At 69.6% G+C, this 22,111-nt stretch carries 22 protein-coding genes and 1 pseudogene; 9 read left to right on the top strand and 14 right to left on the bottom strand.

All coding sequences use genetic code 11. The annotated features are described in order from the left end of the window. Nucleotides 1-187 precede the first annotated feature (187 nt). The 6 genes from IEZ19_RS22225 to IEZ19_RS22205 form a co-directional block, all read right to left on the bottom strand. Nucleotides 188-1,405, bottom strand: a complete 1,218-nt coding sequence (locus IEZ19_RS22225; protein ID WP_229840573.1) for a fructosamine kinase family protein — start codon at nucleotides 1,403-1,405, stop codon at nucleotides 188-190. 147 nt (nucleotides 1,406-1,552) lie between these two features. After that, nucleotides 1,553-2,275, bottom strand: coding sequence for a VOC family protein (locus IEZ19_RS22220; RefSeq protein WP_189313001.1), 723 nt, complete (start codon nucleotides 2,273-2,275; stop codon nucleotides 1,553-1,555). Between the two features lie 65 nt (nucleotides 2,276-2,340). Beyond that, nucleotides 2,341-2,874: a Tn3 family transposase gene (locus IEZ19_RS22215; RefSeq protein WP_189312999.1), complete on the bottom strand. Its 534-nt coding sequence runs from the start codon at nucleotides 2,872-2,874 to the stop codon at nucleotides 2,341-2,343. 109 nt (nucleotides 2,875-2,983) lie between these two features. Next, nucleotides 2,984-4,072, bottom strand: a complete 1,089-nt coding sequence (locus IEZ19_RS22210) for a MerR family transcriptional regulator (RefSeq protein WP_229840639.1) — start codon at nucleotides 4,070-4,072, stop codon at nucleotides 2,984-2,986. A 365-nt stretch (nucleotides 4,073-4,437) separates the two neighbouring features. Then, a complete protein-coding gene (locus tag IEZ19_RS53105) occupies nucleotides 4,438-4,833 on the bottom strand; it encodes a histidine-type phosphatase (RefSeq protein ID WP_373297034.1) in 396 nt (131 codons plus the stop codon). Between the two features lie 40 nt (nucleotides 4,834-4,873). Then, nucleotides 4,874-5,812 (bottom strand): histidine-type phosphatase, encoded by a 939-nt coding sequence (locus tag IEZ19_RS22205; protein ID WP_308428987.1) that lies wholly within the window; start codon nucleotides 5,810-5,812, stop codon nucleotides 4,874-4,876. A 402-nt stretch (nucleotides 5,813-6,214) separates the two neighbouring features. Here IEZ19_RS22205 and IEZ19_RS22200 point away from each other — a divergent pair, with 402 nt between their 5' ends. Then, nucleotides 6,215-6,844 (top strand): class I SAM-dependent methyltransferase, encoded by a 630-nt coding sequence (locus tag IEZ19_RS22200; RefSeq protein WP_308428986.1) that lies wholly within the window; start codon nucleotides 6,215-6,217, stop codon nucleotides 6,842-6,844. A gap of 142 nt (nucleotides 6,845-6,986) precedes the next feature. Continuing rightward, nucleotides 6,987-7,361 (top strand): annotated as a pseudogene (locus IEZ19_RS22195) (GNAT family N-acetyltransferase); the annotation flags it as partial. Nucleotides 7,362-7,408: 47 nt separating this feature from the next. Here the strand turns inward: IEZ19_RS22195 and IEZ19_RS22190 are convergent. Continuing rightward, nucleotides 7,409-8,065, bottom strand: a complete 657-nt coding sequence (locus IEZ19_RS22190; RefSeq protein ID WP_229840571.1) for a hypothetical protein — start codon at nucleotides 8,063-8,065, stop codon at nucleotides 7,409-7,411. Between the two features lie 997 nt (nucleotides 8,066-9,062). On the opposite strand from IEZ19_RS22190, the gene IEZ19_RS22185 reads away from it, so the two are divergent. Together IEZ19_RS22185 and IEZ19_RS22180 are read left to right on the top strand one after the other, a co-directional pair. Further along, the gene (locus tag IEZ19_RS22185) at nucleotides 9,063-11,840 is read left to right on the top strand and encodes a M4 family metallopeptidase (RefSeq protein ID WP_229840570.1); all 2,778 of its coding nucleotides are present in this window, start codon (nucleotides 9,063-9,065) and stop codon (nucleotides 11,838-11,840) included. Nucleotides 11,841-11,867: 27 nt separating this feature from the next. After that, nucleotides 11,868-12,386 carry a hypothetical protein gene (locus tag IEZ19_RS22180; RefSeq protein ID WP_189312994.1) on the top strand — a complete coding sequence of 173 codons (519 nt, stop codon included), beginning with the start codon at nucleotides 11,868-11,870 and terminating at the stop codon, nucleotides 12,384-12,386. 80 nt (nucleotides 12,387-12,466) lie between these two features. Here IEZ19_RS22180 and IEZ19_RS22175 read toward each other — a convergent pair whose 3' ends face one another. The 3 genes from IEZ19_RS22175 to IEZ19_RS22165 form a co-directional block, all read right to left on the bottom strand. Then, complete coding sequence (locus tag IEZ19_RS22175; protein WP_189312993.1) at nucleotides 12,467-12,628, bottom strand: hypothetical protein; 162 nt, start codon at nucleotides 12,626-12,628, stop codon at nucleotides 12,467-12,469. Nucleotides 12,629-13,250: 622 nt separating this feature from the next. Continuing rightward, nucleotides 13,251-14,792, bottom strand: coding sequence for a multicopper oxidase family protein (locus IEZ19_RS22170; RefSeq protein WP_189312992.1), 1,542 nt, complete (start codon nucleotides 14,790-14,792; stop codon nucleotides 13,251-13,253). Further along, nucleotides 14,789-15,328, bottom strand: coding sequence for a hypothetical protein (locus tag IEZ19_RS22165; RefSeq protein ID WP_189312991.1), 540 nt, complete (start codon nucleotides 15,326-15,328; stop codon nucleotides 14,789-14,791). Before IEZ19_RS22165 ends, IEZ19_RS22170 begins: the two co-directional genes overlap by 4 nt. A gap of 217 nt (nucleotides 15,329-15,545) precedes the next feature. On the opposite strand from IEZ19_RS22165, the gene IEZ19_RS22160 reads away from it, so the two are divergent. Further along, nucleotides 15,546-16,313, top strand: coding sequence for an alpha/beta fold hydrolase (locus tag IEZ19_RS22160; RefSeq protein WP_189312990.1), 768 nt, complete (start codon nucleotides 15,546-15,548; stop codon nucleotides 16,311-16,313). Between the two features lie 41 nt (nucleotides 16,314-16,354). On the opposite strand, the gene IEZ19_RS22155 is transcribed toward IEZ19_RS22160, so the two are convergent. Both IEZ19_RS22155 and IEZ19_RS53525 read right to left on the bottom strand, forming a co-directional pair. After that, nucleotides 16,355-17,089 (bottom strand): maleylpyruvate isomerase family mycothiol-dependent enzyme, encoded by a 735-nt coding sequence (locus IEZ19_RS22155; protein WP_189312989.1) that lies wholly within the window; start codon nucleotides 17,087-17,089, stop codon nucleotides 16,355-16,357. Continuing rightward, nucleotides 17,086-17,307 (bottom strand): hypothetical protein, encoded by a 222-nt coding sequence (locus tag IEZ19_RS53525; protein ID WP_373297036.1) that lies wholly within the window; start codon nucleotides 17,305-17,307, stop codon nucleotides 17,086-17,088. The genes IEZ19_RS22155 and IEZ19_RS53525 overlap by 4 nt, the downstream gene beginning before the upstream one ends. A gap of 761 nt (nucleotides 17,308-18,068) precedes the next feature. On the opposite strand from IEZ19_RS53525, the gene IEZ19_RS22145 reads away from it, so the two are divergent. From IEZ19_RS22145 to IEZ19_RS22130, 4 genes are all read left to right on the top strand, one after another. Further along, nucleotides 18,069-18,269, top strand: coding sequence for a hypothetical protein (locus tag IEZ19_RS22145; RefSeq protein WP_189312988.1), 201 nt, complete (start codon nucleotides 18,069-18,071; stop codon nucleotides 18,267-18,269). Then, nucleotides 18,266-19,192: a pyridoxamine 5'-phosphate oxidase family protein gene (locus IEZ19_RS22140; RefSeq protein WP_189312987.1), complete on the top strand. Its 927-nt coding sequence runs from the start codon at nucleotides 18,266-18,268 to the stop codon at nucleotides 19,190-19,192. Before IEZ19_RS22145 ends, IEZ19_RS22140 begins: the two co-directional genes overlap by 4 nt. A gap of 399 nt (nucleotides 19,193-19,591) precedes the next feature. Beyond that, nucleotides 19,592-19,858: a hypothetical protein gene (locus tag IEZ19_RS22135; RefSeq protein ID WP_189312986.1), complete on the top strand. Its 267-nt coding sequence runs from the start codon at nucleotides 19,592-19,594 to the stop codon at nucleotides 19,856-19,858. Nucleotides 19,859-19,977: 119 nt separating this feature from the next. Then, nucleotides 19,978-20,637, top strand: a complete 660-nt coding sequence (locus IEZ19_RS22130) for a DUF1707 SHOCT-like domain-containing protein (protein WP_189312985.1) — start codon at nucleotides 19,978-19,980, stop codon at nucleotides 20,635-20,637. Between the two features lie 79 nt (nucleotides 20,638-20,716). On the opposite strand, the gene IEZ19_RS22125 is transcribed toward IEZ19_RS22130, so the two are convergent. Further along, entirely contained in the window at nucleotides 20,717-21,118 is a 402-nt protein-coding gene (locus tag IEZ19_RS22125; protein WP_189312984.1) for a hypothetical protein, read from the bottom strand. A gap of 407 nt (nucleotides 21,119-21,525) precedes the next feature. After that, entirely contained in the window at nucleotides 21,526-22,098 is a 573-nt protein-coding gene (locus IEZ19_RS22120) for a TetR/AcrR family transcriptional regulator (RefSeq protein ID WP_189312983.1), read from the bottom strand. Nucleotides 22,099-22,111: the final 13 nt, after the last annotated feature.

The raw sequence follows: 22,111 nt of genomic DNA, 5'->3' as shown, positions 1-22,111 counted from the left end.
GTGCCGACGCACGAGCAGGGCGAGGTGAGACGGAGCGGGACAAGCACCGCATCCAAGCCGTGCTTGCTCGCGCTCGCCACCGCGTCCATGTCCTCCGGGTCCTCCTGCGCGACGGACAGCGCTACAAGTATGTGACGGCCATGGCTCCCTCACAGCGGCCCGAAGGCAGTGATCTTCTGAGCCGAGCTCAGGGCCGCTGCCGGAACGGGGCGAGCGTGGCGCGCACGAGGTCGGCGGCGCCCCAGTCGGGGTCGAACTGGGCGATCACGGCCAGGTGCTGGCGTAGCTGGAGGATCGGCATCCGGTCGCGCCAGTCGCGCTCGAGTCCGGTCAGCTCGGCGTACAGCTCGAAGAACACGGACGCCTCGGGCGGTGGCGCCGTCGTCCACAGGTGGGCCAGGTCGACCTCGGCCCACGTGTACGACACGGCCGGGTCGATCACCGCGGGCCGCCCGTCGAGGGTGGCCATGACGTTCAGCGCCCACAGGTCGCCGTGCGTCAGGCACGCGGCCCTGACCGGCAGCAGCTCGGGCAGCCGGTCGCACAGCCGCTCCAGCGCCGCCCGGTCCGCGGCGTCGAGCGCCTCCTGGACGCGACGTTCGCCGAGCCAGCGCAGCAGACGGTGCTGGGCGAAGAACTCGAACCCGTCGTCTTCCCAGGTGTTGACCTGCCGGCGACGGCCCAGCCAATTGTCCCGGTGCCACCCGAACCGGGGGTGGCGCGTGGTGGTGTGCAGGTGGGCGAGTGCATGCGCGAGCTGCTCCCAGAAGCCCTCGGTACCAGGCCGGGGCTGCAGCACGGACAGTACGAGCAGGTCGCGGTCCGCGAGGATGATCTCGGGCGTGGCGACCCCGCCCGCCTCGCGCAGCACGGTGAGCCCTTCGGCCTCCGCGGCGAAGGCGTCGTCCGACGGCGGCTCGCCGAACGCCTTGACGAACACCGACGTGCCGTCACCGCGGCGCGCGAGCCCCGCGGTTGCCGCGAGGCCTCCAGTGGCCGGCTCGACCGCGACGACGTCGGTCAGGTCGGCCGCGTGCAAACGTTCGAGCAGGAAGGACGCTGAGTCTGTCACCAGATACTGCCCTGTTCTCGTACAGCTACGGCCAGGTGGTGTGCAGCCCTGCACAACGCTCGGGGCTGCGGTTGTACAGCTCGGCTGCGCCGCCGAGGCGGCCGCTGTCTGCTCGCCGTGCTCGCGGAGCATCCGCATGACGGTCGCGGGCTTGCGCACAGCGGAGGTCGGCACGTTGAGGGGCTTGGCGAGTTGGGGCACGAGGCGAAAGCGGGCGGCGTGGTACTGGATGGCCACCTGGCCCTTGCCGGTGCGGCACGGCGAGCCCGCGGGGGCGGCACAGGTGGACATCGGACAGTCGTGCCATTCCACGCGCTTGAAGTCGTCGCTCACAAGCTCCGACGGTTTCATGCGTGGTTTCAAACCGTCGAGCCGTTCGCAACAACTCTTGAAACACGGTTCACCCCGGACGCGTCCGCCGGGTGACGGCGTTTCACAGGCGAACACCTAGGAAACACAGCCCACCCGACAACAGCCCCGCTACCGGGGCCTCTGTACGGAGAACTCGTTGCCGTCAGGGTCGAGCATCAGCGTCCGGCCACCGCCGTCCTCGCCGGTGCCGGTGCGCGTCGCACCGAGCGAGATCAGGCGGTCCACCTCCGCCTCCCAGTCGGCTTCGGCGAGGAGCGCCAGCTCGAAGTACAGCCTGTTCGTGCCCGTCTTCGGCGCCACCGGAGGACCACCCCACGTGATCTTCGTACCGCCGTTCGACGATTGAATCGCGGTCTCCTGCTCCTGGTCCCAGACCAGCGGCCACCGCAGCGCCTCGCTCCAGAAGTAACCGACCTCCTGCGTACCGTCGCAGGCCAGCGCTCCGATGAAGCCGGTGTCGGCGAGAAACTTGTTGCCCGCCTCGATGACGCAGAACTCGTTGCCGTCTGGATCGGCGAGCACCACATGCCCCTCTTCCGGGAGTTGACCCACATCGATGTGTTTCCCCCCCAACTCCAGTGCCCTGGCCACCGTCTGGAGCTGATCCTCCGGGGAGGTGCTCGTCAGGTCGAAGTGCGCGCGATTCTGACCGATCTTCGGCTCCTGGCTCGGCAGGAAGCGGATGCGGAATCCGGCGGTATCAGGGGGCAGGATCGCGACGTCGTCGTCCGGACCGTCGGCCAACTCCCAGCCCAGGACCCCGGACCAGAACCGCGCCAGGCCCGCGGGCCGGGTCGCATTGAAGCAGATCGCGAACAGTTGACTGGTCATACCCCGTGCATCTCCGATCCACTGACGGTCGATACGGCGCCTCGCCCTCCCCGCGCGAGCGCAGCCTAGAGTGGCCGTGCGGCACCCGCATCCGAGTTTCCGTCGCGGGGGAGCCCGGTCCCCCACAAGATGACGATCGTGCGGAACGCCACCGTCGTCCACGGCACCGGCTGAGTCAGCCCGTCACGCCGGGGCGGCAGCCGGTTCGCCCTCGGGGGTGCGCGGCGAGGGGCACGACGGGGCCGCGGGCGGTCAGTTGGGACTCCTTGTCCTGTCCGGCCAGGTCGCCGTCCTTGCCGTAGAAGAGGTCCCTGTTCGCGGACGCAGACGAACGCTGTGCGCACAGCCCGGCCCAGCTCCTCGATCGCCTGGCAGGTGGGTTGCTTGGGGCCGCCGTGACGGATCAGGTCCCAGTTGATCGTCTTGGTGGACGGTACCGGCGCGAGGTGAGGGCTGGTGTCGTCCTCCCCGGCGGCCGGACGGTACAGCTTCGCGGAGCCGATGTTCTTCAGCCTGGGCATGAGCTTGAAGTCGAGCATGAGGGTGAAGGCGAAGCCGACGATGGAGGCTCCGTGGGCGTCGGTGTACTGTCGGTCCACCTCGTTGGCATCGAGGTGAACTCGGCGATGAACTCGGTGTCGCACTCGGCGTACTTCAGGATGTCCAGCAGGTCGATGGAGCCCCAGCGCCGTTCTCGTGCACGATGGCTCAGGCTACGAGCAGGCGGAGGCCGAGTTCTGCCGCGTCGAGGGCGACGAGGTCGCGGTTGCGCTCGGCCCACCGGCCTGAGGAAAGGTCGTCGCGGAGGCTGTTCACCGCCCGCTGCTCGGCCTCCGGTCCGACTCTGGTCCATACCGATACCGCGCGGCGCACATGGTCGTCCAGGTACGCCTCGGGCCGGCGCCAGTGGGCCTCGAAGAAGCCGTCGGCGCAGTCCCACGGGATGAGCACCGGCTCCGCGCGGCCCCCGATCGGGCGGGTCATGTCGGCCAGTGAAGGCCAGCCGACGAGAAGGTCAGCGAACTCAGGCAGGTAGTCGCGGGTGAGCCAGAACCGCTGGAGCCAGCCGGGCGTACTGGCGTCGTACGTGAACACCACCACGCGGCGGGCCACGCGTCGCATCTCGCGCAGCCCAGCGATCGGGTCCGGCCAGTGGTGAACGGTGCTGACCGCCATCGCGGCGTCGAAGGACTGGTCCTCGAACGGGAGGCTCTCCGCACTGGCGGCCACGCACGGCGCCGCGCCCGCGGGACGCAGTGCCCGCATGACCGCCGACGGTTCCACCGCCGTGACGGCGCGGTCGGGCGGCTCGTAGGAGCCGGTGCCGGCCCCGACGTTCAGCACCGTCCGCGCGTCCCCGAGCGCATCCCAGATCCTCGCGGCGATCCGCGGCTCGGTGCGCCGCGTCGCCGGGTAAGCGGACCCGATCGCTTCGTACAACTGCGTGCCGAACACTTCCAGTTGTTCCTCCGGCGTCGTCCTGATCCCCATCGCCCGTGCCTCCAGTTCCCTGTCTATGGCCGTCACCATGGCAGCTGCGCGGTCGCGCTGTTCCAGCAGCAGACCGCGCAGCCGGCGCAGGTGCGCGACCGCGTCGGTGGCCGGGTCGTCAACCAGATCCGCGATCTCGCGCAAACCGAAACCCAGCCGCCGGTAGGCGAGCACCTCCCGCAGTCGCTCCACGTCGCCCGCCGAGTAGGCCCGGTACCCGGCCGCGGTCCGCGCGGACGGCTGTACGAGGCCGATCTCGTCGTAGTGATGCAGCGTGCGGACGCTCACACCGGCCAGCTCGGCCACACGTCCCACGGTCAGGTGCTCTTCCACGCCACAGACAATGCGGCATGACGCCACGTGAGGGTCAAGAGCTTCGCCCCCCGTACCGCGCGTGGCGGACCATGAGCAGGCTCGGCATCGCCCGCAGAATCCGGCTCGGCGAGGCTGCCTGCCAGAGCCTGTCAAGGCGATCACGCGGTCGGTGGTGTTCTCAGCTGTGACGGAGCCGAGAGCCCAGGTGGGCTCTTGGCGCCCTCACGTCGACGGCCGTGGCCCGCTGGCGAACGGTCACCGAGCCCAGCCGCTGAGGGCCGAACCGTCGGCCCCCAGAGCGGACGTATTCGGACAGAGCCGAGTAGGTCCGCTGTCCGGGTCTGCCGGTGCTCGCGTCAGTTCGTACGGCCGAAGCAGCGCTCCAGTTCGTCCAGGTCGTAGAACTTGCTGCCCTTGGACACCGGGACGCAGCCGGCCTTGAAGGCGGTCTCCTTCTCGTTGTAGAGCATCCGCACCAGGTAGCTGTTGCCCTTGCGGTAGAGGTCCCACTGGACGTTGGCGCCGAGCGGGGCGACGTCGGAGCCGCGCCAGGGGTTGGTGGCGTAGGTGAAGGGCTGCTCCTCGGTGACGCCCTGGGTGCTCTCCGGGAGGCCCATCAGGGCGGCGAGGGGGATGATCTCCTCGGCGTGGGTGAAGCGGAGTTCGGCGCCAAGATCGCTGGTGCCGTCGCGCTTGGCCTCGGCCTTCTTGAAGAGGTCGTCGAGGAGGACGCCTGCCATCTTGTACGTGATGTCGCTGCCGGCGAAGCCGGGGCCCTTCTCGTAGAAGTCCTCAGTGTCCGAGGTAGCCGAACCAGGCCGCGTCGCGAGGGGAGATGAAGCGGTCCATGCCCCAACCCCTGCCGCCGGGGCTCTCGTTGCCCATGGCGGGCGCGATGGCGTAGAGGTTGTAGACGGCGAGGGCAGCCTCGTAGGCACTGCCGACGGACGCGAACTCGCCGTCGGCGACGCGCCGTACGAAGTCCGCGGTGAAGATCTTCCGCAGGACGCGCTCGGAGGCCTCCTCGGTGGCGGGCTGCTCGGTGATGCTCTCGAGGGTGTTCGCGAGGCGCTCGTCGTTGTCGATGTAGTCGCGGTACGCGGCGCCACCGTCGGCCTTGTGGAAGTAGAGCAGGTCCTTGTCGGTGCGGGTGGGGCCGATCAGCGGCTTCAGCTCCGGGTCGCCGTCCGTCAGGCCGTTCGTGAAGGCCGTGCCGCTGTCCGTGGCCCGGGTGACACCGGAACTCACGACGTCGATCTGCTCGCCGTCGCTGGCGATCTCGTCGAACAGGCCGGGCAGCCGCTGCTCCATCCGCACGGCCTCGTCCCGCAGCTCCTGCTTGCCACGGCCGCTCAGTTCGCCGTAGCCCACCTTCGACATGGCGTCGAGCAGCGCCTGCACCTTGGGCCCGAACAGGCGTCCCTCCTGGGTGAGTTGACCCTCGCTCTCGGCCTGCTGCCACAGCTTCAGGATCAGGTCTCCGTCCGCGCTGTCGCTGGCGGCGCGGGAGCCGTGCCGGGAGACGATCTGCGTGAAGACGGGGGTGAACCCCTTGGGGGCCTTCTCGTACGTCTGCGCAAGCTGCTGGGGTTCGTAGACGGCCTTGGTGCCGTAGCTCTCGACGAGGGGCTTCCCCTCGCGTGTCCCGTCGGCGGCCTGGGCCGGCAGCGCGGTGGTGGCCATGAGCGCCCCGACACCGGCGGCGAGGGCGGGAATGAGACGTCTGTTCATGTTCGCATCGTCGTATTCACCGGTGAATGGTGGATGTCTTCACGGTGTCCTGGACCTACCGGCGATGAACTCCATGACGGAGTTCGCGATGAACTCGATCTTCGGCAGCGCGGGTGTGAGACGCCGGCGACTGCGGGCTGCGTAACTCCGAGCCGTCCGGACGCTATATCGGCACGGCCCCCCGACCGGCGGCTCGCTCGCCGTCGCCGACCCGCCGTGCCCGCCCAGCAGTTGGAGCCTGTGCCCGCCGAGCCCGTGCAGGCACCTGGTCGGTACCGCATACTGCGTGATGTGGTGACTTACAACAGCATTGGTGCCACCTACGCTGACACCCGGAGACCGGACCCCCGAATCGCCGCCAGGATCCATCACGCCCTCGGTGATGCCGCTACCGTGATCAACGTGGGAGCCGGCACTGGCTCCTATGAACCGTCACGAACGGTGCTGGCTGTCGAACCCAGCTCGGTGATGATCGCGCAGCGTCCGGCCGGATCCGCGCGGGCTCTGGAGGCATCTGCGGAGTCGATCCCTCTGCCTGACGACTCGGCCGACGCCGTGATGGCCCTCCTGACCGTGCACCACTGGCGCGACCTGGAAGCCGGCATCGGGGAACTCCGCCGCATCGCCCGGCGACGGATCGTCATCTTCACCTTCGACCACGACATCAACCGCAGGTTCTGGCTGTTGGACGAGTACCTGCCCGAGGCAGCCGCGGTCGACGACACACGAGTTGTGGGCCTCGACCGCCTGGTCACGCTGTTGGGGGGCGCCCGCATCGAGACCGTCCCCGTCCCGCACGACTGCGCCGACGGATTCCTCGCCGCCTTCTGGCGCCGACCCGAGGCATACCTCGATCCGCACGTGCGGGCCGGCATCTCGTTGTTCGCCCGGACCAGCGACGAAGTCATCCAGCCCGGTTTGGCCCGGCTGTCCGACGACCTGTCCTCCGGCCGGTGGCACCACCGCCATGCCGACCTGCTCCACCGCGAAACACTCGATGCCGGCTACCGGCTTCTCATCACCGACCTGTAGAACCGGGTGAGCCGTCTGACTGCACGCCCCAGGGCTGCAAGAGCTGCCGGTCGTGTGGCTGAACGGCGTTGGACCAGTCGAGGTGACGTCTCAGCTCTGGGTAAGTGCTCCTTTGAGTCGAATACATCAGGGATCATGAAGCATGTGCCCGGATGGCTGGCACCTCACCGACGACATCGACGACTTTCTCGCCCACGCCGGAGACTTCCTGCGCTCGCGGGCCGCCCTGCACAACACGCCGCTGGCGGACATCGAGAATCTGCGAACACGCGGGGCGGACCCACACGGTGCCGAAGCCACCGTCTTCGGCCGACTGGAGTCAGGAGGCGAGGTCCGCGCCATCTCTTATCGCACTCCGCGCGGCGGTCTCGGCACGCTCACCCCTCCGCGGTCGCGCCCCGAGGGCCGGGGTCGCATCACGGGCGGGACGGACCGTGAGCAAGTCGTGTGCTGGTGCCGTGAGTTCCCCGTCGACATCGGGGAGAAGTCCGTCATCGACTTGATCGACGCCGCGTCAAGGCGCGCGGCCACCGCCTGATTTCCAGGGGCCACACCCTCTGGTGATCAAGCAGTGGCCGTTCCGCTCTCTACCCGGCCGTCGTCCTGGCGGGCGGAGCCGATCGTGACCTGCCCGCTGTAGAGGCTGTTGCCCTGGGCGGACTCCACCTGTTCGGCGTTTTCCAGGGTGGCGCCGCTCGCGGCGTCGGTCACGACGTGGCGTTCGCTGGGGGACCCGCCCTGCTGTACGCCGGTGACGACCGACTCCCAGGCCAGCTTCGGCCGATCGCCCATCATCCAGACGACCTGGCGGGGGGCCGTGTGCGCGCCGGCCTTGCGGGTACCCTTCGCCGTGGCCTTGCTCAGGGCCGACTTCTTCGCCGTTGAGGCCGGCACCTTGGCCGTGGTCGTCGGCAGGGTCACCTTCTGCTTGGCGGCGTAGGTGACGGTGCGGGCCCCGGGCCGCTGATGGACCACCAGGTCACCGCCGATCACGGGCAGTCCGGCGTACGTCCGCTCGTAGCGGGTGTGAATCGTCCGGTCGGCGTCCTTGATGACGTCCTTCGGGATCAGTTTCTCGTGGGGGCCGAGCTTCAGAGAACGAGCGGTGTCCGGCGCCGCGTTGGCCGCCTGGTCGAGCAGCCGTTGGCGGTGTCCAGGCGACAGGCGAACGGCCCCGGCGCCCTGCCTGGTTGTCGCTTTGATCTGGGGGAGCGCTCCCAATTTCCGGGTGTTCCCAGATGCGTCGGAAGCGGAGGCAGCGCCGGCGGAGGCGGCGGGCAGTGCGGAGAACGCGAGTGCTGCGGCCGTGATCACCGCGGTCGCTGCCGGGCGCCGTCGGGGCCGGTGCGAACCCGGTGAGAACGCAGCCCTGTTACTGGAGGAATTCAATCCCGGGTCCTTCCGTGCAGCCGTCTGCGGATGGCGACGGCTGCTGATACGGGGAGGCTGGAGGCCACGGTGCCTCCGACTGCGGATTTGCAGCGGGAGTGATCGCGACAGCCGGAACTGCCTTTGCTAAGGTTCGAATAGATCATGAACAGATCTTTACCTGCCGGACTTTGACCATTTTCGATCAGTTTTCGGATGTCGTGTCAGCCCTGCCTCATGCCTCGCCCGTCCGGGGACGGCTCGAGCAGTCGATCCCTCGAGCCACGTACGACGCGGCTCGAGGGATGACCCGTAACTGCTGGTCAGGGGTGAGATGTTCGTGTTGTGACGGAAGTGTTCAGGATGTCGAGCCGTCCTGGAAACACCTCCGTTGACCGGGCTGAACCCACGTCTGTTCGGCCGGTCGGGCACGGTGTTGCCGACCTCACGCTACGGCAGCCGGACCCGCTGTTCGGGGTGTCCGGTCCGGGCAGGTCGCCCGGGCGCCGGTGCGGCCGACACATGTCCGCCCGGATGGTCCTGACCCAAGGCGCGGTTTCACACCTGCGCAACTGCACGTATTCCCCTTCGACTTGTCCTTGTCATGGTGCACGTGTGGCAGCGAAGGTGCAGGGCGAGCCGCGGGCGCGCTGGTGCGCTGCTCAACTGACGCCCCACTACCGGGCCCGGGCTGCGCCGGGCCGTCGGAGGCACCTTGTCCATGCCATCTCACATACGCCATCGACTTGTCCGTAGACCCGGCCACGCCGGTCCGGTCGCCCTACTCGCTGCGACGGTCCTCCTGGCCGTCGGCGTGAGCACTCCCGCGCATGCGGCCACGCCGCCGATCGTGGGCAGTGATGCCGCGGAACCGGCGACAGACACACCCGCACTGGTCGACGGGCTGGCCGACGCGGTGGACGCGTCCGTGCCGGCCGCGACCGCGGCCCGTACCCATCTGGCGGGCCACAAGGACCGGTACCACATTCCGTCCCCCGACCGGGACCTGGTCGCGGACACCGTGACGGCGGGCGCCGACGGCGCCGAGACGGTGCGTCTGGACCAGAAGTACCGGGGAGTGCCGGTCCTGGGCGCCCAGTACGTGGTGCGCATGACGCACAAGGACGGCAAGCGGACCGTCACCGGCACATCCGGCTCCTACTTCACCGATCTCGATGTCGACACCGGCAAGGACACCCTCCCCGCCAAGACCGCCGCGGACGACGCGGTGCAGCACGTGCGCAGTGAGCTGGCCAGGGGCGGCTATCTCCCCAGCCACGCCAAGAGCGGCTCGGATGCCCTGACAGGCGTCGACCGCGGTCTGACGATCCTGCCCACGGGCAAGGGAGTCCTGGCCCGCCATGTCACCGTGCGCGGCTCCGACCCGGCCACCGGCGCGCCGGTCGTGCAGGAGGTGTACGTCGACGCCGCCACCGGTATGGCGCTGTTCGAGTCCGGCGGGTTGCCCACCTTCACCGCGCCGGGGCAGACCGCCGGCGCCCGCCCGAGCGGCACGCCGGCGAAGCAGAGCAAGGCCGACCGGTCCGCGTCCCCGTCAGGCTCGGAGGGCGGGTCGGCGAGCGTCACGGGAAGCGGCACTCTGCTCAACGGCTCCACCGTGCCGCTGAACCTCACGAAGGACGACGCCACCGGCACCTACCTGCTGCGCGACACCGCGCACATGGCCGACACCAAGCAGCACAACGTCATCCAGACCTGGGACGCCTCCAGCGTCTGGTACCAGGACGTCTCCGGCCAGTGGCCCGACACCGTCGTGCCGTTCACCTCGCCCACCCCGCAGATCGGTTCCGACCTGACCGACTCCGGCGCCGTCGACGCGCACTGGGCGGCGGGCAAGGTGTACGAGTTCTACCGCGACACCTTCCAGCGCAACAGCCTCGACGGCCAGGGCATGGCCATCAACTCCCTGGTCGGCGTGACGGATTACGGCAACCCGTTCGTCAACGCCTTCTGGGACCACACCAAGATGGTGTACGGCACCGGAGACGCCGAGTACCGATCGCTCGCCTCCGACCTGGACGTGGTGGGCCATGAGATGACCCACGGCGTGGTCGAGCACACCGCGAACCTCGTGTACTCGGGCCAGTCCGGCGCCATGAACGAGGCGCTGGCCGACTACTTCGGCAACGTCATCGACGTCACCGTCAACCACACGCCGATGAGCGACCCCGACGCGGGCCTGATCGGTGGCGACCTGTGCCGGACCCGTACGCCCCGGCAGTGCGCGTTCCGCGACCTCAACGACGGTGCCACGACGGCTCACTTCCTCGGCGTGCCCCTCGGCGCGGCCGGCGACAACGGCGGCGTGCACCTCAACTCCACGATCTTCAGCGGCGCGCTGTGGGACATCCGCGAGAGCCTCGGCGGCGCACTGGCCGACAAAATCGTCTACCGGGCGCTGACCTCCTACATCACCCCGCTCGACGGCTTCGAGGAAGGCCGGGACGCGGTCATCGCCGCGGCCAGGTCGCTCGGCGTCAAGGACGGCCGGCTGGACGTCGTGAAGGGGGCCTTCGACGCCCACGGCATCGTCCCGGGCTGGGAGAAGGGCCTCGGCCTGGACAGCAATGTGCTGCTCGGCAGGCTCGGCACGCTGCCGCAGTACGTCGGCACCGGCAACACGCCCAGCGCCGGAGGCGGTTGGTGGGCGGTGCCGAAGTCCAGCCCCGACGGCGTCGACCCGTACTCGGTGTGGGTGGGCCGTATCGACGGCAAGGGCCGGCCGCACCAGGTCTCCCCGGACGACGGCCGGAGCCACATGAGCGCGGTCACCGACGGCAAGCGCGTCGTCTGGGTGGCGGTCGGCAACGTCCCCGACGACCCGTGGTCCCACACGTACGACATCATGTCGGCGCCGGTGTCGGGCGGTAAGCCGGAGACCCTGTTCAGCGCCCCCTCCGAGGTCACCGGCGTGAGTGTCGACGGCGACACCGTGGCCTGGTCCTACCGGGACCCGGCGACCGGACGGCTGCGGGTCTACTACCTCAAGGGTGATGCCACCGCCCCGCAGCAGGTGCCGATCGGCCGCGACTACAACCAGGCGTCCCAACCGGTCGTGAAGAACGGGCGCATCGCGTACATCCAAGACGGCCTGTTCGACGGGAAGTACGGGATCCAGGTCGAGATGTACGACATCGCGAGCGGCACGACCACGGCCCTGGGCACGCCCTCGCAGCCGGAGTGGATCAGCACCCCGGTGATGACCTCGTCGGACGTGTACTGGCTCATCGACACCGACTACACCGACCGGGACCAGACCACCCTGCGCCGGGCGCACCTCGACGGTCCTGACGGTCCGGTGGTCACCGACGTCATCCCGGAGAAGAGCGACCGCGCCACGCCCGCCTACGGCCTCGCCGCCACGGACTCCGCGGTCACCCTGACCGTCTATCCCTCGTGGGGCCAGGTCTTCGACGACCCCAACGACTCCCTGGCCAAGCTCTACCAGTTCACCCCGGACGGCGCCCCGCTCGGCCGCGTCTCCTGCAGCGTCGGCCAGCAGTCCAACGCGGCGGCGGACACCGGCAGCCGTGTGCTGTGGATGGACACCACGACGACCGACACCGACCTGGTGACCCGGAGCCACCCGGCGGGCACCTGCGCCTGAGCGCTGCGTGCGACCACGGGCCCTGCCTTGCGTGCTGCCCAGCGGCACGCAAGGCAGGGCCGCCCGCCCGTCGGGAGCGGCCTGTCCACCGAAGACCTCGTCCAGCCCTGCGGCCGGGCGGACCGGACCGAGGGCGAAACTGCGCCAACGCAGGCCGAGGCCCCCACCTTTCCCGGTGAGAGCACCCCCGCTCCCTCGAGCGAAGGCGCCGAGCCTCAGGTCGAGGAGTCCCGGGCCGAGGAGAGGAGGAAGCCCGCCGCGGAAGAGGGGGACGAGACCCCGCAACTCCTCGGCACCGAGGGCCAGGAGGGCTTTCGCGCACGCTGGGAGAAGATCCAGAGCAAGTTCGTGGACGACCCCGGCGACCCGGTACACGCCGCCGACGCTCTGGTCGCGGAGGTCATGCAGACACTGGCCACCACGTTCGCCGAGCACAAACAAGAGTTGGAAGGGCAGTGGAACCGCGGCGAGCGGGCGGACACCGAGGATCTGCGCCTGGCCCTGCGCCACTACCGGTCGTTCTTCAACCGCCTACTCAGCGCTTGATACGCGACCGATCCGAATCCGCCAAGCGGCACCCCGGTGCGTCCCCCGGACGGCAACGGGTAGTCAAGAGGCCGTCATGATCACCATGAACGGGAGTTGGGCGAAACGGCCGCCCGGCGGCGGGCCAAAGCGAACAGGCCGGGGACATCCTCGTCCAGCCAGCCGCGCTCCACCAGCCGCTTCAGCTTGGACCGCGTGCCCTCGATCTTCCCGGTCTCGGCCGGCAGTCCGATCCTCGGCACGATCTGCTTGGCGCGGACCGGCGCGGCGCGTCCGCCGCCACCTCCAGAATGTCCCGATACACCTGCGGCAGGACCTCCGCCCCCATCCCCGGCTGCCAGTTCGGAACGGTCAGCACCCCGATCACCTGCCGCTCGGCCCCGCATACGCCGACGCCACCGACTCACCCACGGTCGGCCGGTCGGCATCGACAACCACCGGTGCCCGGCGGAGCACGTGCTGCGGCGGGCGGCGGGCGGCCGCTGGTTACCCGCTCAGGAAAACTGGGGAGTGCGAAGCTGCTCGGTGTCTCCCGTACGACCCTGTACAAGTACGTGTCCGAGTTGGCGGCGGGGCGGGAGAGCGGCCTCCGGGCGGGGCTTCATCGAAGCTTCATACGGCCGCTTGTACGTGCCTTATGAGGGTGCCTGACGGGCATGCACGCATTCCTCGCCCCACGGCCGGCAGGGGGCTGAACAGCCGGCCACCGCAGCCCACACCGCGCTGGCCTGTTCGGTCACCTCGGCGCGCTGTTGCACCGTGGGCTGGGCCGATCAGGTGGCCCGGTCGGGCAGACCCTCAGCGGGCGGATGCCCACCCGCAGTCGCGGCCTGAAGAAGCCGGCGAACCTCTTTGGTCAGAGCACTAGACGACTTCGAAGTTGGCCATCATCGCCATGTCCTCGTGCTCCAGGTTGTGGCAGTGGAACACGAAACGCCCCCGGTAGCCGGTGAATCTGGTGATGATCGCGACCTCCTCGCCCGGGCTCAGGTCGATGGTGTCCTTCCAGCCCGCGTCGTAGGGGCCGGGGGCCTCGCCGTTGCGGGAGAGCACCTGGAAGTGCACCAGGTGCAGGTGGACCGGGTGGTGGAAGTCGCTGGTGAACCGCCAGACCTCCAACGCGCCCAGCCGGGGGGTGGCGTCGGCCCGCATCGGGTCGAAAGGTCGGCCGTTGATCGTCCAGCCCTCGTCGCCCTGGTCGCGGAAGGCGAAGGTGCGGGTTGCTGTCGCGCGCGCCGGGTCCAGGCGTTCGATGGGTGACAGCCGCGCGGGCACGACGCTGTCATCGGTGGCGCGCCGGGCGATCCGGAAGCGCATGACCGCGGCGGTGGTGCCGCTGCCGAGCCGGTTGGCCAGGGTGATCTCCTCGCCGACCCGGTAGCGGGAGAAGTCGACGACGACGTCGAAGCGTTCCGCGGGCGCCAGGACGATCGCGTCGTGCGCTCTCGGGGTCGCCAGCAGGCCGCCGTCGGAGCCGATCTGCACCAGGGCGCCGCCGCCTGCGGGCTGGGGGGCCAGCTCCAGCCGGTAGCGGCGTGCGTTGGAGGCATTGACGATGCGCAGCCGGTAGCGGGCGGCGTCGACTTCCAGGACGGGCCACGGCGCGCCGTTGACCAGGATCACGTCGCCCAGGACCCCTTCGACGTAGTCCGGCCTTACGCCCGGGGTGTGCAGCAGGGTCGGGTCGGTCGCGGGGTAGCGGAAGGAGCCGTCGGCGTCGAAGGCCCGGTCGGTGATCATGAGGGGGATGTCCCGGTCCCCGCGCGGCAGGGGTAGGGCCTCCTCCTCGTCGTCGTGTACGAGATGAAATCCGGCCAGTCCGCGCCAGACGGAGGCGCCGGTGAAGTCCATGCGGTGGTCGTGATACCAGAGCGTGGCGGCCCGCTGCTGGAGGGGGTACTCGTAGATGCGTGAGCCGTGGGCCAGGCCGGCCTGGTGGTCGTGGTGCGGGAGCGGGCCGGTGAATCCGTCCGGCACGATCAGGTCGGTGGGGTAACCGTCGCTGGCCGACGGGGTGCGGCCGCCGTGCAGGTGCACGACGGCGGGCACAGGAAGCGCGTTGCGGTGGCGGACGACGGTCCGCCGGCCACTGCGGGAGACGAGGGTGGGCCCGGGGAAGGTCCCCTCGTACCCCCAGATCGCGGTGGTGTGGCCGGGCAGGATCTCCTGGGTGGCGACCTTCTGCGTCACCTCGTAGTAGTCGGTGGTGGCGTCCTGACGCGGGGTCAGCACCGGCGGTACCGGCAGCGGCACCCGGTACGGGGCGGGCAGCGGCAGCAGGCTGCGCAGCAGTTCCCCGGTCTGGACGCGGGCGGCCAGCCGCGGGATCTGTGTGCCCACCGCCGCCAGGGCGGCCGCGCCGCCCAGGGCGCCGAGGAGGCGGCGGCGCGGTATCGCCGGCCTCACGAGGCGTCCTGCGTGGGCCGCGACGCCTCCGGGGACGTGCCGGGCGGCGGCACCCTCCCGGATGCTGACCCGGCGTCACCAGGCGTGGCCGGGACGGGGACCGGGGGCGGGAGGCGCCACACCTGGACCAGGAGCAGCAGCCCGGCGGTGATGAGCGTCACACCCAGCGGGACGTGCACCCCAAGGGTTCGCTGGTAGCCGAGGACGGCCTGCCCGGCCTCGGCCACCAGCAGCACGGCACTGACCGCGGCCGGCCAGCCCGGACCGCGGCCCGGGCGCCAGTACAGCACTGCCACCACGACCTGCACGAAGCCGACGGCGACGGTGACGTTGGCGTTGACCGCGTGCGCGGTGAGCATGTCGTAGTCGCCGGACAGGAACCGCCCGGCGAGGACGGCCTGGGTGAACAGGGCCGCGGCGTGCACCGTCGTCACCGCGCGCAGTGCACCGCGGGCCCGCGCGGGGTGCCGTCGCGGGTCTGGCGACTCGCGTGTGCCGGAGCCGCCCGGCTCGGCCGCGGCCGACGACGGTTGCATGGACGTCTCCCCCCGGCAGTGGATGATCAGCACGCAACCGTAGACCGCCCTCTCATGCGCGTCTACACCCCAACCGGGCAGCTCTCTGGGAAGACATCCGTCGTGCCGTGGAGCGCTCCGAGCATGCAACGGAGACCGGTGGCGCTTCTTCCCGATCACCACGGGCCGGACAGGCCGTGGTAGCCAAGCCCCGGCGACCATGAGAGGCTGACATCCCGTGCTGCCAGTGATCTTCATTCATGGCCTGATCGGCTCATTCGCCGACCCGCGTGCCCTCGCGCCACTTCACCCAGCCCCTACCCTCTGCCCCGACCTGCACGGCTACGGGGCCGATGCCCGGGCCAAGCCCGGCACTATCACCATCGATACGCAGGTGGAACACCTGCGTGCGGCCATTGACCAGGCGCTGCCGGGCCGTCGCGTCCATCTGGTCGGGCATTCGGTCGGCGGCGTGATCGCCGCCGCGTTCGCCCACCGCTTCCTGGAGCGGACCGCATCGCTGGTCAGCGTCGAGGGCAACTTCAGTCTCGTGGACGCTTTCTGGTCGCAGCAACTGGCAGCCAAGACAGCCGCCGAGGTGGAGCAGATCGTGCAAGCCGACCGTGCCGATCCCGGGCGGTGGCTGCGCGCCGGAGGCATCGAGCCGACCAGGGAGCACCTCCGCTCTGCGACACAAGACCTGGCCTACCAGCCCGCTTCGACCATCCATGCCATGGCTCGTACTGTCGTCGAGTACACCGCTGGACCTGACTACCAGCAGCTGTTGCGGGACGTGTTCGAGCGCGTCCCGGTCCATCTGGTCGCCGGGGCCCGCTCACGCGCGGGGTGGGACGTGCCTGCCTGGGCTCTGTCCGCCGCAGCCAGTTACACCGAGCTGCCCCGCACAGGCCATATGGTGATGCTGGAAGCGCCCGAGGAGTTTGGCGCACTCCTCGCTGGGCTCCTTGCCCCGGCGTCAGCAGGCCAGGTCAGCACCCCAGAGTGACTGCTGGAGACACCTGGCCGCTTCGGACTTCCTGCTGGGAATCAGTAGAGGAAGGGCGGCTCGGGCAGGGTCGGGGCGTTGTGCACGGCCAGGTCGGCGCCCGGGGAGCGTCCCATCAGCCAGGCCAGCAACGAGCTTTGTGGCCCGTGGATGGTCGGCGCTGGTCGCGCGGTGCCGATGTCGTATCCCGTACCGGTGTCGGTGGCGTGCAGTTGCATGGCGGGTGCATCGTCGCGTGTGCTGAAGGATGTCACGACCCGGCCGAGCATCGCGTGGACGAAGTCCGTCGGCCAGTGGGCCGGTGTGTAGCCGGCGTCCAGATCGGCGTGGTGGACCAGCACCTCGCACAGGCGGGCGTCGGCGGCGCGGGCGGCGGGACGCTCCTGACCGCGAGTCCAGCGAACGATCTGATGCCATGCCTCGGGCGGCATCCTCCGGTATTCGGCTTCGAACGCGGCGGCGCTGTCACACAGGTCGGCCAGGAGTTCGGCGGCGCTGCGGCCCGCTCCTGCCTCGATCTGCTCGGCCCGGGCGGCCAGGCTCGGGTACTCCGGTGTCTCCGTTCCGGTCCGGGCCCAGATCAGCAGGCGCCGGCCGCCGTCGGCGTTGCGGGCCAGGTGTGTCAGCACGTGCCCGCGCGACCAGTCCGGCAGCAGCGACGGTGCACGTACGTCGGCGTCAGTGAACCGGGCCGCCGTCCGGAGGAGGTGTTCGGTCGCAGCGGTGATCTGCTCCAAGGCTGCCGCGGGGTCGAAGTCCGTGCGGTCGGTCGTCACGCTGCCGCCTCCAAGACCCGCTCGACCAGCTGACCATGTTCGAAGCGGGCGCCGGAGCGGGCGAGGGCGACGAGGTGGGGTGCGGTGACCGCCCGCCAGCGGGCCTGGGGGGCTTCCGCGAGCTCGGCGGCGAGCATCCGCCTAGCGCCCTCCCGCACGATCTCGTCGATCAAGGAGCCGATGAGGGTTGAGTGGTCTTCGCAGACTACGCTGAACACGGGCGCGCCTTCCCGGCCCGCGGGCCGACGCGGGCCTACTCGATGAACATCAGCCGATCCCTCGGGAAGGTACGCCCTTCGCGCCCAAGCCGAGAGCCGATCCACAAGTCATGAGCATGGCTCGAGCAGCGAGCCGAGGCAGGACATGACGATCGCTCTCCTTTGACCCGGCCTCGACCGCGATGCCGGGGACCGACGGGAACAGCGTCGACCGCGTCTTTCGGCAGGCGCATGGCGTATCCCGGCGGGGAGGAGACCAAGACGGAGGCAGGTGTGCGGGGAGGTCGTCCTCGGTTCCAGCACACGGCACAGGTTCGACACGTATGTCTGGAGGGAAACGGTCGCCGTTGACGGAGACCACACCTGCACGCGTCACGATCAAGCGCGCTGAGGACCGCCCGCTGCCGCGGGGTTCCCAATACCACCGGGGGATGCCCGATACCACCGGCTCGCCCGCCGATGTCGGCGGTCGAAGGGGCGGCATACGTATACGCAGTACACCGTCGAAATGTATTCGAGTACCCTGGGCAAGCCCCCAGCAAGGTGCCCCCCTGTTCAGCGAGTTGTCGGATATGACACGTCCGCGAGCGCCGGAGGAACCCGGAAACCGCCCAGGCAACGCCAAGTCGTCGCCGAGCGGATGGGTGGCACCTTGATCATTCCTTCTCTGTTTCCGATCGTTGGAGCACACCAGCGTGACTCCCCGCAGTAAAGCGCCCGCACGTCCCACCGCAGGGCGCCCTCACACTCACGAGAAACTCGTGGCCCACCGTGTCCTCCGCTGCGAGTCCGTGCTGCTTCCCAGCCTGATACCTGCCGTACCGAACGGCGACTCGACCCACGCCGCCGAGGTCTCGGTGTACCTGAGCGCCGAGTACCCGACCGTCGCCGAGGAGGCCGCCGGGCATGAGCAGGCCCTCCTGCTCGGCGGAACCCTGCCGGCCGAGGGGGCGGGACGATGACGGTGCTCGACTCCGCCCCGCTGGACGTCCTCGACGCCTACCGGACCTGCGAGTTCGTCACACTGGGCCGCGACGGCACGCCGATCGCCTGGCCGACGGCGGTGTGGCGGCGTGAGGACGGGAAACTCGTGGTGACCACGTGCCTCGCCTTCGCCCAGAAGGCGCTGAACGCGCGCCGGGACGGACGTGTCGCCCTGCTCTTCTCCGATCCCACCGGCAGCGGTCTGGACAACCCGCCGCAGATATTCGTCGGCGGACGGGCCGAGTGCCCCGACGAGATCAGGACCGGGCCCCAGGGCCTCGAGGAGTACTGGCGGATGCTCTTCGAGCGACAGCCGCACAGCCGGTCGTACCTCTCACGCCCGGTGCGGCGACTGACGGACTGGTACTACCTGCGGCTCGTCATCACCATCACTCCCGAGCAGGTGATCGTGCGTCCCCCCGCGCAACCTTCCGTGCCGCGGGTGCCTCCGGCCCCGGCCGACGGCGCACCGCTGCCCGGAGCAGCACAGCTCGCCGACTACCCCACGGCGGTCCTGGCCGCCCGCGACGCGTCCGGCGCGCCCGTTCTGGCCCGGACCAGGACGGTACCGTCGGCAGGCGGCTTTGCGCTGCACCTACCGGCCGACTGCGCCGTGACGGCCGGCCCCGCCTCGCTGCTGGTACACCGGCACGACGAGCAGCTCAACCGCTTGAGCAACGCGCTCGTGCGCGGCGAACTGAAACCGGCCGACGACGGCTGGCTGCTTGTTCCCGCCTCGGTGCTGGAACCGATGGGCTCGGGACGGGGGACCGACGGGCTACGACTCCTGCGCCGCACACGGCGCGCCACGGACCGGTACCTGGAACGCCGTGGTCTGCAGCGCCCCCGGGTGCAGTGGGACCTCTTCCGTCCACTCGCGGCGCCCGGACGACGCTCCTGATCGGTGGCGCGATCACCGCGGAAACGCGCACGGCCGGCTTCCAACCGGTCAGCTCCACATCGAGGTCCGGGCATGCCCGGACCTCGCCGGAACCCGGGCCGAGCGGATCACGCACGGTCCGGGACCCGCGCGGCACAGGTCCGTGATCCCCGTGCACGGCCGGCCCTTCAGCCTGTCGGCTCCTGCGCCGGGGTGGCCCCTGCGCTCACCCGGCACGGATACCGCTCCTGCGTCCCCCACCTGCGAGGCCACGGGTTCCGCCACGAAAACACCTTCCGGTCCGGGCAGCAGGCGGCGCTCGGCGTGGACCTGATCGCCTCCACGGACCCGCTGCGCGTCCCCCGGTCCCTGTTCGACGGCGGTCGGCCTCGGCCACCGTGCACGAGACCGTGGCGGCCGGTGGCCGTGACGTTCACCGTCTCGACGCCCGCGTCCCGGGCGGAGGCGACCGGCACCGTGACCGACGCGTCGACCGGTACGCCGCTCGCGGGGAAGCACGTACGACAGCGCCTTGATAGGAGACGCGCGAAGGGGCATGCCGAGGGCGACAGCCAGACCGGTTTCGGGTCGATCGGCGGGCAGGTGATCGACCTTCAGCCGGTTCGACGTGCTGTGGATCAGGGGGAGTTCACCGCAGCGGTCGAGCCAGGGGCCACGGGCCGGTAGACGGCTCGACGGGCCGTGATGGGGTCGAGCCGGGACCCATGTCGCGATATGGCGTTAGTCTTCTACCCGCGCCGCTGCCTGCGTCGCGCGGAGACGTTCGACAGGACCAGGACGGAAGCATGTCGGGAGAGATTTCGCCCATCGGGAAGCGCTCCGGGCCCGGCTCGTCGCCGGAGTTGCGGGCCTCTCATGCGGACCGGGACCGGGTGGTGGATGTGCTGCGTGTCGCGGCGGGGGACGGCCTGCTGACCGCGGACGAGTTGGACGAGCGGCTGGAGGCTGCCCTGTCGGCGCGGACTGTGAGCGAACTGGCCCCGCTCACCGCTGACCTGCCGCCCGTATCGGCTACGGTCGGCGCGACCGGAGCAGAGGTCAGGGACATAGTCCGGATCGAACAGGTCCACAGCGGCGCGGTCGAGCGCGTGGGGCGCTGGGTGGTGCCGCGGAGGCTGGAACTCGCGGTGACGTACTGCGGGGTGACGTTCGACTTCACCGACGCCGTGATCACGCACGACACCTTGCGGATCGACGTGGGCATGACCGGGAAGACCCTGACGCTGGTCACGAGGCCGGGCATCGTGGTCGATACCGATGGCCTGAAGCTGGTACACAGCAGGGTCAAGTACCGTCAGATTCTGACGAAGACTGATACGCCGGTCACTCTGCGAGTGGAGCTGGTCGGTCAGAAGACCCACGGCAGCGTGGTGGTACGGCCCCCGCGGCGGACGTTCGGGCAGTGGCTGCTGCGCAGGCCCACGTCCCTTCCTGCAGGTGATTGACTCCACCGTTGTGAACTGCCGGCGGCGGAGCGGTCGCTGAGGTCTCCAAGGCGTGTCTCGCTTGGCGATCGTGCCGTGGTCACAGCTCACACCACTCGCCCAGTTCGCCAGGCACCCCCGTCTGGATGAAGTTGCACACGACAGCCCATGAGCGATCGACCGTCAGCACGACGTCGCCCCTGAACGCAGCCAGGTCATCCATGACCGGGACGTCGACCACGGCATCTGCCGCGGCGGTGCCGTCTCCGATGAGTAGGGACGACCTCTCAGCGTCGTCGAACAGATGGATGACCGCTTGATCACCTTGAAAGCCCAAAGTCAGCCGGGGAAATTCACTGCCTGGCAGCCGGACTTCAAGGTACCCCTGGCCATGGGAGCGCAGTTGGTTGAAGTGATCCGCCAACTCCCTGACGTCCGAACCTCTCTCAACTGCGGAGTACCGTCCCGATTCCAGTGTCGTCGCCGTCCATGCCACGCTCATCCCTGCACCTCCGACGCGCATCCCGCTACCGGGCCGTCTCATGGGGACTCCAAGAATGTCCTGATCGGGTGAAGCGTCGGTAGCGGGCACCGGGCTCTCGGCAGCTTGGCAACTGCTGCCGCTGGAGCTGACGCGGCCGCCCCGAGGCCCTGCTCGGCGACAAGGGCTACGACCCCAAGCGCGGCGAGCTTGCAAGCGCCGGATCCTGCCGGTCACCTCCTGCAAGGGCGCCCCGAACATCCAGGCCATGGGCTGGCTCCGCTACGTGGTCGAGCAGGCCTTCGCCCTGCTTCACCAGTTCAAGCGGCTCGCCCTGAGATGGCAACACCGTACCGAACTCCACGGTGCGTTCGGCCGTGACCGTTTTACGACCTCTGAGGGGTGCCGGTCGGCAGGTCGAGGAAGCTCTATCCGGCGATGCCTCTGACGATGAGCTGCAGCAGTCGATCAGTGCGCTCATGGTCGCCGGTTTCGGCAGCTGTTGCGACCGCGTTGATGAGCGCGAGCACGTCATCGATGCTCAGATCGGTGCGCACCGCGCCGTCCTGCTTGGCTGCCTCGAGCAGAGTTGTCCCTATCGCCAGGACAGCCTCACGGCATGCTCCGATGAGAGCTGAGTCCTCCCTGCGGTCGCTGTTGAAGGCGGCGGCCAGACCTCTGTGCGCGCTGACGTGCTCGATGTAGGACCGCACCCATTCGATCAACGCAGGGCCGGGACGGCAGCTGGACCCGAGGCGTTCGCCAAGCGCGCAGAGCACCTCCACCTCGTTGACACAGACCGCGACGATGAGGTCACGCCGGGCTGGGAAATGCCGGTACAGCGTCGCGTTGCCGACGCCTGCGCGCCGCGCGATCACGTCTAGGGGTGCGTCAGGTCCCTGCGCCGCAAATACCTCGCCGGCCGCGGCGACCAGCGCTTCGTAGTTGCGGCGAGCGTCGGCGCGCAGTGGGGGGAGGGCGAATCGCCTTGCTTGGGTCACAGTGCCCTTCTTG

The sequence above is a fragment of the Streptomyces brasiliensis genome (assembly GCF_014647875.1).
GTDB classification, from domain to species: Bacteria; Actinomycetota; Actinomycetes; order Streptomycetales; family Streptomycetaceae; genus Streptomyces; species Streptomyces brasiliensis.
The sequence above is the reverse complement of the archived record's forward strand: the minus strand, read 5'-3'. Positions and strand labels throughout refer to the sequence as shown.